Source organism: Halorussus aquaticus (assembly GCF_024218795.1).
In the GTDB taxonomy this organism is placed as follows: domain Archaea; phylum Halobacteriota; class Halobacteria; order Halobacteriales; family Haladaptataceae; genus Halorussus; species Halorussus aquaticus.
The window spans coordinates 2,467,830-2,479,253 of sequence record NZ_CP100400.1; the positions used below are offsets into that span (position 1 = coordinate 2,467,830).

The following is an 11,424-nucleotide window of genomic DNA, read 5'->3' on the forward strand; positions in this document are numbered from 1 at the left end:
GGGCTACCTGCCCGAAGACTCGTCGGCCGAGCGCACGTCACCGCTCCCGTATTTCGGTACCTTCCGCGTTTCTCGGCCCTCGTTGTCGGCCGTGACCCTCGGTCCTCGCCGTCGCCCGCAGTTCTCTATCTCGACCTCGACCGCGCTACTCACTCCGGCGAGAACGACTCGATGGGGCGGTCGGCGACGACGGCCGTAATCTCGTCGTGCAACGCGCCGAAGTCGTAACCGCCCTCGCGGCGGTCGAAACTGGCGAACACGCCCACCCGTTCGTCGCCGTCGCCGAGGAAGGTCCGGAACTGCTCGAACTCGTCGAACCCCCGTACCGTGTACGCGTAGGAGGCGTAGTAGAGGTCACTGTAGGTGTCGCGGGTGACGTAGCCGTACCGCTCGTTGTCCACGAACCGCGGAACGTCGAGGTCGGTTATCTTGCGCTCCACGTCTTCGCGGACGTACAGTCCCTCGTGGGCGGTCTGGTCGAACAACCACACGTCGCGGAGACCGTTGCTCCCGAACGTCGAGAACGCCTCGACGAGTGCGGACTTGGCGTCTCGACTCTGGCCATCGTTCTCGTCTCCCATCGTCGGTGAATCTGCGTCGTGGGGCGACATAAAAATTAGGACGGTCGCCGCGTTGGTACTTCGAGTCGGCGACGGCGCAGTCGAGAACGAAGGGCTGTCCTTGCGGGCGCGCCGCCCCGGTCGCCGACGCCGACCGCGTCCGAAAGACGAACGATTTACCCCGGTCTCGGCCGTACGCCCGGTCATGCCCCGACCAAAGTCGGACTTCGAACAGCTACACCCCTGTGACTTCTACACCCCCGAGGAACTGCTCGACGCGGACCGGATGTACACCGTCTACGAGATAGCCCGTCTCCTGCAGGAACTCGACCCCGACGCCGAACTGGAGGCCGGAACCGAGGACATCCTGCTCGACTGGGCCATCCCGTGGGTGATGAACAACGCCGAGGACCTCGTCGTCGCCGAACCGACCGCCGAGGACGAACCGGGCTACTACGGCCTGAAGACTGACGAAGAGCGATGAGGTTCCTCGTCGCGGGCGGCGACCGCGTGGACGCCGGGAAGACGACGTTCACCACCGGCCTGCTCTCGCGCCTCGACGGGGTCGGCTTCAAGCCCCGGGCCGGTAACGACTACTGGTTCGACCACGACGACTACCGCCGGGCGGTAGACGAGGGTCGACTCTACGGCAAGGACGCCAAGCGACTCGCCCACGCCAGTTCCGGCGACTTCGCGCCCGAGGACCTGAACCCGGTCCACCGTCTCTGGCGTCCCTCGCCCGGCCCGGACACCGGTCTCGTCGGACAGGCCCACCGGGAGTACGTCCTCGACAGGGTCGGCGAGTCGTTCGTGGTGAACGACCGCGCCGAGGTCCCGGAGTCGGCCCGCCGCAACCTTCCGCTGGCCGACGCGCCGAGCGTCGGGACCGTCGAGCGACTCGACGAGATTACCCGGCAGTTACACCTGCCGATGTTCGAGGGGTTCGCCGACCGCATCCGGAGCGTTCAGACCGAGACGGGCGGTCCGGCGGTCGTGGAGTCGTACGGCGACGTGGCGGTCCCGATTCGCGGCCTCTCGTTCGACGCGGTGGCCGTGGTCGAACCCGGCCGAATGCGGGCCTACGACGGCGACCGGTTCCTGAGGGCGTGCGAGGTCGCGGGCGGGAGTCCGCGCGATGGACGACTGGAGGTCCACACGCCCGACGTGACCGAACTCGCCGACCCGAAGGCGACCGCCGCGCTTCCTGCGCTTCCCGACGACGACCGGCGCGACCCCGCCACAGTCGCGCGGGCGTACGGCGAGGCGTACGACGAACTGCTCGCCGTCGCCGAGTAGCGCCGGTCAAAAACGGCGAGTCCGTCAGACGTCGCGGTCCTCCAATCTTCGGCGTGGTCTTCTGCCTCGTCGCCCATCCCGTGTTCGCTGACGACGATGTTCGCGAACGCGTGGCCCGACGCCTCGTTTCCCTGAGTCGGGCCACGTGAGTGCCCGCCGACCCCGCCGTCAGAACCCGATGTGCGAAGTCGAACTCGGCATGTCGTCGCTGCCGTCATCGTCGTCCGTATCGCTCCCACCGTCTTCTTCGCCGGGTTCGTCGCCGTCTTCGATTGACCCTTCGTGGGAGAAGTCGTAATCGTCGTCGGTGAGGTAGACCGCGTCGTCCTCGACGGCGACTTCGACCGAGACGAGCGTCGTGTCCGCGGCCTCGCCGTTGTCGCAGTACCCCGAGCAGGTGTCGAACATCGACCCGTGCTTCGGACAGATTATCTGGCCGTCACGCATCGCCGCGCCGAACCCGCGGTCGAGTCGCTGGGCCTCGTGGGTACAGCGGTTGACCCACGCCTCGACGCTCCGCTCGGCCTCGTCTCCGTCCGCGTCGGCGTCGGTCTGACCGTCCTCGCAGGGGACGAGGACGACCTCGTCGGGTTCGTCGTACTGGTCTCGTACCGTGAACAGCCACGACCGCTGGTCGTAGACCGTCTCGACGGTCGTCAGTCTCGTGCGCTCGGTCACGGCGCGAGGAACGGACCGGCGGCGGATAAAACTGGCTGCCCGGTCACCCCATCCGGGCCGCGCGCCCCGCCAGTTCCACGTCCTGATACGGGTCCGTGGTGACGCTCGGGCCGTGGCCGACGTGCATCTCCGCGAGGTGTTCGTCCACGGTGTCGCGCACCCGGTCGATGCTCTCGACGAGTCGCCGACGGTCGCCCTCTTCGAGGTCGGTCCGGCCGAAGCTTCCGTTCTGGAATATCAGGTCGCCCGCGAACAGGACGCTCGCGGCCGACGAGTAGAAGCAGAGGTGGTCGTTCTTGTGGCCGGGCGTGTGGAGCGCCGTGTACGCGTGGTCGCCGAGTCGGACCGTCTCCTCGTCGGCGATGGCGTTGTCCACCCCGGGTTGGTCCGTGTCGAAGCCCCACGTCTCGACCCCGAAGGCGTCTTCGACCGACTGGAGGTTACCGACGTGGTCGTGGTGAGTGTGCGTGAGGACGACGGCGTCGAGTTCGGCGTCGCGCTCGCGGATTCGGCCCACCGCGTCGAAGTTCGACCCGGTGTCCACCAGTACGGTCCGCTCGCCCTCCACGAGGAAGGCGTTGCTCGTGAACGCCTGCACGCCGCGCGCGATGTTCGTAATCATGTAGAACAGTTGGAGCGGCGGGGGTTTGTGCGTATCGTTGTCAGTTGCGAGGCCGAACCGAAGGGGTCGTATTTTAGTACCCCCGCGGTACTCGTCACACGCATGGAGGTCAAACTGCTGGAGGCCACGGACGACCCGGAGGAGGTCATCTGTTCGGCGGCGCGAAACGACTACATGGCGGAGTTCGTCGGCGAGAAGTCGTTCGAGGAAATCATGGAGTCCATCGAGGGCGAGGGCATCGAGGAGAAGAAAGAGACCCTCATCGGACAACTTCTCAACCACGGCCACTTCGGTCCCTTCGAACACGCGCAGGCCACCTTCGCGGTGAAGGGTATCAGTCGGTCCTGCATGGCGCAGATAACGCGTCACCGCCACGTCAGTTTCGACGTCCAGAGTATGCGCTACGTCGCGTTCGACGACGTGGACCCCGAGAACGTCGCCGAGGGCGAGATGGTCGTCACCCCGCCCTCCGCGAACGACCCCGACTGGATCGGTCGGAATCAGAAGGGCGGCGCGGTGGACGACGAGACCGTCGAGAAGCGCGAGGAAATCTTCCGGGAGTCCGTCAAGCAATCGGTCGAGGACTATCAGGACCTGCTCGACCTCGGGATGCCGCCGGAAGACGCCCGGTTCGTCCTCCCCATCGGGACCGAGGTCAACATGGTGATGTCGATGAACGCCCGGATGCTCATGCACGTCGCCGACATGCGTGCCGCGGCGGACAGTCAGTGGGAAATCCGAGACATGACCGAGCGGGTCCTCGACCTCGCAAAAGAGTGGTGTCCAATCACCTTCGAATACTACGAGGAGAACATGAAGAACCGGAAGAACCGGCTCGCACCATAGATTTTCCGATAGCTATTTTAGTCAAATTTGACTAAAACATGATGTGACAGCGACGTGTCCATCGTGTGGCTGCGATTTCGAGCGGTTCGGTTCTCACTGGGCAAGGTCGGAATGCACGAGACCACCGTTTACAGAACATCAAATCGACCTTCTGGTCGGTGTTCTAATGGGGGATGGTGACATACACGGTCAGTCTAATAAAAATCCGCACTTTCGCGTCCGAATGACCAATCCCGAATTTCTCAACTATTTGGATGAGTGTTTGGGTATTCTGTCTACAGGTGTCTTTCTGGACCGAGACGCGGAGTATCAGTACAGGCAGGCAGCGGATTCAGATCACGAAAAATTCACGGTCAGTAATAGAGAGAAGTACAATGACCTCTACGGCTTACGAACACGCTCACACCCGCAACTTCACGAGTTCAGACAATGGTATAAAACGGGAGAGAAACGATTTCCGAGCGAACTCACGCTTACTCCAACGATAGCGAAGATGTGGTACGTCTGTGACGGATGGCTGGCACAGGAGAAAGATCATCAACCCAGAGTGATGATAAAAGCCACGAACGAAGCAGATCGGGCCGAGTACCTGCAAGAACTGTTCACCGAAAACGGATTTAATCCACATTTCACCCGTACTGAACTCCAGTTTACAACCGGCGAGACACAGCAATTGCTCGAATGGATAGGGTCGCCGCCACCCGGGTTCAAATACAAGTGGCCGTAGTTCTCGAAGTACCAATTCCGTCTCCGCGCTCCTACTCGTCGGCCAGTTGTTCGACCAGCGTCTCCAGACTGTAACTCTCCAGCGGGTTGTCCGTGTCGCGGAGCGACGAGATGACGAACGTCGAGTTCGTGCGCTCGACGCCCTCGACGGCCTCGAAGTCGCTGATGAGGCGTTCGACCGCGTCGCTGTCGGGGAGGCGCGCCACGACGATGAAGTCGGTCTCGCCCATGGCGAAGTACGCCTGCGTGACGCCCTCGACCTGTAGCAGTTTCTCGCCGAACTCCTCGTAGGAGTCGCTGTAGTCGGCCAGCACCTCCACGACGACGGTCACGCCGAGACCCGCCTCCTCCAAATCGATGTCGTAGAGGTCGTTCTCGATGATGCCCTCCTCGCGCAGGTTGTTGAGGCGGTAGTGGATGGTCGAGACCGGGATGTCCGTCTCGTCGCTCAGTTTCTCGGGGCTTCCGGTCCCGAGGTCGGCGATGGCCTTCAGGATGGTCACGTCGCGCTCGTCCATTGTCGGTGACGTTGCGTCCCCGTCTACTTAACCTCGGTTCTGTCGGTAAGACAGCGTCAGAAACGTGTCGGGAATCGACCACTGCAGGTCGGCGTGAGGAAGAATAATTAACGATTGGACCGACTCGACGGAAGATATTCGACTTTGTTTCGAGTAATCGGCGTGTCCTTGTAGAAGGATTTAAGAGTCCGAGACGCCGACGATTGAATCAGAATCATGATTTCGCGTTATCTTGGAAGCAGAATTTCACTGCCGTCCGTGATGTTCGTGCTACTTGCAATACTCTGGGGCGGGTCGTTCGTCGCTATCGAAGTCGGTCTTCACTACTTTCCGCCGCTGGTGTTCGCCGGTATCCGATACGCCGTCGCTGGCGCGGTTATCTTGGGCTACGCCGTCGTGGCGACCGACCGCTGGCGGCCCCGGGCACGCGGTGAGTACCTCGCAGTGACCATCGTCGGCGCGTTCGTCATCGCGGGGTACCACGGTCTGCTCTACCTCGGCGAACGCCACGTTTCAGGTGCGATAGCGGCGGTCGTGGTCAGTCTCTCGCCGGTTCTGACGGCCGGGTTCGCCGCCATCGTGCTGGACGAGCGACTCTCTCTCACCAAAGGGTTCGGCTTCGCGCTCGGCATCGGTGGCGTGGCCGTCGTCGCGGGCCTGAACCCCGCGAACGCGCTCTCGGCGAACGTGTACGGCATCGGTCTCGTGTTCCTCGGCACGGCCTGTTTCGCGGTCAGCGCGGTGCTGACCCGACCGCTCCGGAACGAACTGCCCGCTGCCTCGTTGCAGGCGTGGGCGATGCTCGGCGGGTCTGGCCTGCTCCTCGCGGCGGGCGCGGCGCGAGGCGAGTCGCTGTCGGCGATTCACCTGACGCCCACCGCACTGGCGTCGTTCGCCTACCTGACGCTCCTGTCGGGCGTCGTGGCGTTCTTGCTGTACTTCCGACTCCTCGAACGAATCGGCCCGACGAAACTCCACCTCGTCGGCTACCTCGAACCCGTCGTGGCGACGCTCGCGAGTTGGGCCGTGCTGGGCGAGTTGGTGTCGTCCACGACGCTGGTCGGCTTCGCCGCCATCTTCGCCGGGTTCGCGGTCCTCCACCGCAACGCGTTCCGGTCGCTCGCGGTGTCGATTCAGGAGTCGGGCGCTGCGGCGTCGATTCGGTCGTCGCTCGGGCGCGGCCCGGATTCGACCGGCGACGCCGACGCGAGCGAGGACGCGTGGTCGGGAACGGCGGGTCCCGCGGACGACTGATTTCGCCGCGAGGCCGGTGCGCCGAGAGTCGAATCGTTGTCACGCCCTGAACCATCCGAACGAGCGTACCACTTTTCGGCCCCCCGTGCGTATGCCGCGGTATGGCTACACACGACGCGGGAGATCCGGCCCGCGACGCCCGCGCGGACTACGACTACCAGTCCGACGAGGTGTCGCGAACGGGGTTGGTCTCGGACCTCCAGCAGGTCGTCGACGGCGACGTACGCTTCGACAGTTACTCTCGACAGCTCTACGCGACCGACGCCAGCGCATACGAGATGACGCCCATCGGTGTCGTCTTCCCGACCGACACCGACGACGTGGCGGCGGTGATGTCCTACTGCGCCGACCGAGAGATTCCGGTCCTCCCCCGCGGCGGCGGGACGAGTCTGGCGGGACAGGCCGTCAACGAGGCGGTCGTGTTGGACTTCACCCGGTACATGGACGAGGTGCTGTCGGTGGCCCCCGACGCGGAGACCCCGACTGCGCGCGCCCAACCCGGCGCGGTGCTGGGCGAACTCAACGCGGAACTCGCGCCCCACGACCTGAAGTTCGCGCCCGACCCCGCGTGGGGCGACAAGTCCGCGCTCGGCGGCGCTATCGGCAACAACTCGACCGGTTCGCACTCGCTGAAGTACGGCAAGACCGACGCCTACGTCGAGGAGTGCGAAGTCGTCCTCGCCGACGGCACCGTGACGACCTTCGGCGAGGTAGGGGTCGCCGAACTCCGCGAGGCGGCCGACCCGGACGGCGACATCGAAGCCCGAATCTACGCCGAAGTCGTCCTGATTATCGACGAGAAGCGCGACGCCATCGACGAGGCGTATCCGCAGCTCAAGCGCAACGTCTCGGGGTACAACCTCGACAGACTGGTGGACGAGGCCGAGGACGGGACCGTCAATCTCGCCCGACTGCTCGCGGGGAGCGAGGGGACTCTCGCCATCGTGACCGAGGCCGAGGTCGGACTGGAACCAGTCCCGGAGACGAAGTCGATGGCGCTGTTCGCCTACGAGGACCTGCTCGACGCGATGGAGGACGTGGCTCCCATCCTCGAACACGACCCGTCCGCGGTCGAGGTGCTGGACGACGTGCTCATCGACCTCGCGCGCGACACCGAGGAGTTCGCCGACGTGGTGGGGATGCTCCCCGAGGGGACTAACTCGGTCCTGCTCGTGGAGTTCTACGCCGAGGACGACGAGGACGGCCGGAAGAAGGTCGAAGCGCTGCGCGACGACCGGGAGGGAGAAATCTCGTTCGGCGCGATGGAGGCCCACGACGAGGCCGAGCGCGCCCGGTTCTGGAAGCTCAGGAAGTCCGGGCTTCCCATTCTGCTCTCCAGAACGTCGGACGCCAAGCACATCTCGTTCATCGAGGACGCCGCGGTCCCGCCGGAGAACCTCGCCGACTACGTGGCCGACTTCCAGCAGGTACTCGAAGACAACGACACCTTCGCCAGTTTCTACGCTCACGCCGGACCCGGATGCCTCCACATCCGGCCGCTGGTGGACACCAAGAGCCCCGCCGGAGTCAACCAGATGGAGCAGATAGCGGACGAGGCCACCGACCTCGTGGTGAAGTACGGCGGGTCGGTGTCGGGCGAACACGGCGACGGACACGCACGGACCCAGTGGAACCGGAAACTCTACGGCGACGAGGTCTGGCAGGTGTTCCGGGACCTCAAGACGGCGTTCGACCCCGACTGGCTCCTGAACCCGGGCAACGTCTGCGGCGACCACGACATGACCGAGAACCTGCGGTTCGACCCCGACTACAAGTTCTCTGCGGGGTTCGCGCCCGAACTGAACTGGGAGAACGAGAACGGGTTTCAGGGGATGGTCGAACTCTGTCACGGCTGTGGCGGCTGTCGCGGCGGACAGGACACCACCGGCGGCGTGATGTGCCCGACCTACCGCGCCGCCGACGAGGAGGTCACGGCCACCCGCGGCCGGGCGAACATGCTCCGACAGGCGATGAGCGGCGAGTTGCCGGAGGGCGAGCAGACCGACACCGAGTTCATGGCCGAGGTGATGGACCTCTGTATCGGGTGCAAGGGCTGTGCCCGCGACTGTCCGAGCGAGGTGGACATGGCCAAACTGAAGGCCGAAGTCGAACACGCCCACCACGAGGAACACGGCGCGAGCCTCCGCGAACGTCTCTTCGCCAACGTCGGCACGCTCTCGAAGGTCGGGAGCGCGCTCGCGCCCCTCTCGAACGTCGCCAGCGAAGTGCCGGGCGCGCGAATCCTGATGGAGAAGACCCTCGGCATCGCCAGCGAGCGGAGCCTCCCGACGTTCCACGGCGAGAGTCTCGAAGACTGGTTCGAGGCGCGGGGCGGTCCGCGGGTCCCGGCCGACGAAGCGGTTCGGAAGGTGGCGCTCTTCCCCGACGCGTACACCAACTACAACCACCCAGAGGCGGGCAAGGCCGCGGTCCGCGTCCTCGAAGCCGCGGGCGTCCACGTTCGAGTCGTCGACGACGTGACCGACAGCGGACGCCCCGCTCACTCGAAGGGCTTTCTCGACGTCTCTCGGGAGCGCGCCCGGACGAACGTGGAGGCGCTCGCGCCCCGCGCGCGAGACGGGTGGGACGTGGTGGTCGTCGAACCGAGCGACGCCGTGATGATTCAGTCGGACTACCTCGACCTGCTCGGCGGCGAGAAGGGTCCCGAGGCCAGTCGGTCGGGCGAGCAGTACGCCGAACCGCGGACCGCCGACCCGGAAGCGGGCCTGCGCGCGAACGGTTCCGACTCGCTGGCCACCGCCGCCGAGCGCGTGGCCGCCAACACCTACGCCGTCTGCGAGTATCTGGACACCTTCGACTTCGACCTGTCGTACGACGCCCCCGACGAGACGCTGACCTACCACGGCCACTGCCACCAGAAGGCCACCAAGAAGGAGGGCCACGCCGCCAGCGTCCTCCGCGACGCGGGCTACGAGGTGGACGCGCTCGATTCGGGCTGTTGCGGCATGGCCGGGAGCTTCGGGTACGAGGCCGAACACTACTCGATGAGTCGGAAGATAGGCGAGATTCTCTTCGACCAAGTCGCCGACAGCGACGGCGAGACGGTGGTCGCGCCCGGCGCGTCCTGTCGGGCGCAACTCGGCGACTGGGAGGGGCTTCGGAGCGAACCGCCCCATCCCATCGAGAAGGTGGCCGAGTCACTCGACTGAATCCCCGACTACGACTGTCGGCCCTTCGCGGGCGACAGTCAGAACCCGCTGAACTTGTCGCGCCGGTAGATGTCGAGTTCGCTGACGGTGGACTTCTCCTGCTTCGCGGCGAACGCGATGGCCTCGGCGACCTCTTCGGGTTCGGTCACTTCACCCTCGTCGAAACGCTCGGCGAATGACTCGCCGTAGGCCGCGCCGAACTCGGTCCGGACCTCGGAGGGGTTGACCACCGTCACGGCCACGCCGTCCGCGCCGACGTTGCCCTCGACGCTGTGGGCGAACCCGCGGACCCACCACTTGCTCGCGGCGTAGATGGGGTTGAACGGTCGGGGGTACTGCCCGGCGAAACTCCCGACGAACACGAGGTTGCCCTCGGTCTCGCGGAGGTGGGGAATCGCCGCGCGCGTCGCGTAGAACACCCCGTCCACGTTGGTCTCCATCATCGTCTCGTGCGGTTCGGTCCGCATGTCTTCGACCGACTCCCCCCGGGCGAGCCCCGCGTTGTTCACCAGCACGTCCAGCTGTCCGAACTCCGAGACCACCGTCTCGACGGTCCCCTCGACCGAGTCCTCGTCGCGGACGTTGGTCTGGACGACCAGCGTCTCGGCGTCTCACTCGCGCTCTAGCTTGCTCGCCACGTCGTTCAGAACCTTCTCGCGGCGGGCGGCCAGCGCGACTCGCGCGCCGTCGCGCGCCAGCGCGTGGGCAGTCGCTTCGCCGATGCCGGAACTCGCGCCCGTTACCAGTGCCGTCTTCCCGTCGAGTGGGTCGTCTGCCATGCCGAGACCTGAAACCGCGACCGAGTTGGGTCTTTCGCCGGGCGCACCCATTCGAGGTCGGGGAGCCGTTCCGCCGCACCGAGAGCCGTTCCTCGACTGACGCTCTTCAGGCCGACTCCCCGTCGAGCAGGAACGACCGGAGTTCCTCGACGTAGCGTTCGGGCCGGTCTTGGATTACCCAGTGGTTGGCGTCGTCCAATCCGACGACTTCGGCCGACTCGATGTCGCCTTCGAGTCGCTCCGCGGAGTCGATGGGTTGGAACTCGTCGTCGGCACCCCACAGCAACAGGGTGTCGGCCGTAATGTCGCTCGGGTCGATTTCGGTCGTGTGGTTGGTGTTCGTCGCGGCCGCGTCCCGGACGAGCGAGACCATCCCCCGCTCGGAGTTCCACGGGGCTTTCATCCCCTCGACGAACTCGTCGCTCGGGTCGTCGGACGCCAGACTCTGGCGGAACATCCCGTCGAGGGTCTCCTGAATCTCCTCGACGCTCTTGTCCTTCGCGGTGGACGGCAGGCCGATGTTCACGATGGGTTCGACGGGCCACGCGTCGTAGGCGACAGCGTTCGACAGCACGAGTCGGTCCACGGCGTCCGGCCGGTGGACCGCGTACCGGAGTCCGACCCCGCCGCCCAAGTCGTGACCGACGAACGAGACGGTGTCGAGACCGAGACCGTCGAGCAGGTCGGCGACCGCCAGTTCTTGGACGCGTATCGAGCGGTCGAACTCGTCGCGCATCGCCGAGTTGCCGTACCCCACCATGTCGGGGACGACGACGCGCCGGTCGTCGGTCAGCGCCTCGGCGACGTCGCGCCAGAGGTACGACCACGTCGGGATACCGTGGAGGAGGACCACGGGGTCGCCCTCGCCCTCGTCGTAGTAGGCCATATCGAGGTCTTTCCCGTCGACCGTGACTTCCTGATGCTGTTGGGCGTTCGTCCACTCCTCGTGACTCGCCATAGACCAGACAGACTTCC

At 65.3% G+C, this 11,424-nt stretch carries 11 protein-coding genes and 1 pseudogene; 6 read left to right on the plus strand and 6 right to left on the minus strand.

What is annotated here, in order from left to right; genetic code table 11:
• Window positions 1–149: 149 nt before the first annotated feature.
• Window positions 150–581 (minus strand): DUF7522 family protein, encoded by a 432-nt coding sequence (locus NGM06_RS12780; protein ID WP_254267329.1) that lies wholly within the window; start codon window positions 579–581, stop codon window positions 150–152.
• 184 nt (window positions 582–765) lie between these two features.
• On the opposite strand from NGM06_RS12780, the gene NGM06_RS12785 reads away from it, so the two are divergent.
• A complete protein-coding gene (locus NGM06_RS12785; protein WP_254267330.1) occupies window positions 766–1,044 on the plus strand; it encodes a DUF5827 family protein in 279 nt (92 codons plus the stop codon).
• A complete protein-coding gene (locus NGM06_RS12790; RefSeq protein WP_254267331.1) occupies window positions 1,041–1,856 on the plus strand; it encodes an ATPase in 816 nt (271 codons plus the stop codon). The genes NGM06_RS12785 and NGM06_RS12790 overlap by 4 nt, the downstream gene beginning before the upstream one ends.
• Window positions 1,857–2,024: 168 nt before the next feature.
• Here the strand turns inward: NGM06_RS12790 and NGM06_RS12795 are convergent, their stop codons facing one another.
• Window positions 2,025–2,534 carry a Rieske (2Fe-2S) protein gene (locus NGM06_RS12795; protein WP_254267332.1) on the minus strand — a complete coding sequence of 170 codons (510 nt, stop codon included), beginning with the start codon at window positions 2,532–2,534 and terminating at the stop codon, window positions 2,025–2,027.
• Window positions 2,535–2,577: 43 nt separating this feature from the next.
• Entirely contained in the window at window positions 2,578–3,156 is a 579-nt protein-coding gene (locus tag NGM06_RS12800; RefSeq protein WP_254267333.1) for an MBL fold metallo-hydrolase, read from the minus strand.
• 102 nt (window positions 3,157–3,258) lie between these two features.
• On the opposite strand from NGM06_RS12800, the gene thyX reads away from it, so the two are divergent.
• Both thyX and NGM06_RS12810 read left to right on the plus strand, forming a co-directional pair.
• Window positions 3,259–4,002: an FAD-dependent thymidylate synthase gene (thyX, locus tag NGM06_RS12805; RefSeq protein WP_254267334.1), complete on the plus strand. Its 744-nt coding sequence runs from the start codon at window positions 3,259–3,261 to the stop codon at window positions 4,000–4,002.
• A 43-nt stretch (window positions 4,003–4,045) separates the two neighbouring features.
• Window positions 4,046–4,729: a hypothetical protein gene (locus NGM06_RS12810; RefSeq protein WP_256567934.1), complete on the plus strand. Its 684-nt coding sequence runs from the start codon at window positions 4,046–4,048 to the stop codon at window positions 4,727–4,729.
• A gap of 31 nt (window positions 4,730–4,760) precedes the next feature.
• Here the strand turns inward: NGM06_RS12810 and NGM06_RS12815 are convergent, their stop codons facing one another.
• Window positions 4,761–5,246, minus strand: coding sequence for an Lrp/AsnC family transcriptional regulator (locus NGM06_RS12815; RefSeq protein ID WP_254267336.1), 486 nt, complete (start codon window positions 5,244–5,246; stop codon window positions 4,761–4,763).
• A 261-nt stretch (window positions 5,247–5,507) separates the two neighbouring features.
• On the opposite strand from NGM06_RS12815, the gene NGM06_RS12820 reads away from it, so the two are divergent.
• Together NGM06_RS12820 and NGM06_RS12825 are read left to right on the plus strand one after the other, a co-directional pair.
• Window positions 5,508–6,500: a DMT family transporter gene (locus NGM06_RS12820; RefSeq protein ID WP_254270028.1), complete on the plus strand. Its 993-nt coding sequence runs from the start codon at window positions 5,508–5,510 to the stop codon at window positions 6,498–6,500.
• 101 nt (window positions 6,501–6,601) lie between these two features.
• Window positions 6,602–9,670: an FAD-binding and (Fe-S)-binding domain-containing protein gene (locus NGM06_RS12825; protein ID WP_254267337.1), complete on the plus strand. Its 3,069-nt coding sequence runs from the start codon at window positions 6,602–6,604 to the stop codon at window positions 9,668–9,670.
• Between the two features lie 38 nt (window positions 9,671–9,708).
• Here the strand turns inward: NGM06_RS12825 and NGM06_RS12830 are convergent.
• Window positions 9,709–10,449, minus strand: a pseudogene (locus tag NGM06_RS12830) (SDR family oxidoreductase).
• A 106-nt stretch (window positions 10,450–10,555) separates the two neighbouring features.
• The gene (locus NGM06_RS12835; protein ID WP_254267338.1) at window positions 10,556–11,407 is read right to left on the minus strand and encodes an alpha/beta fold hydrolase; all 852 of its coding nucleotides are present in this window, start codon (window positions 11,405–11,407) and stop codon (window positions 10,556–10,558) included.
• Between the last annotated feature and the right edge of the window lie 17 nt (window positions 11,408–11,424).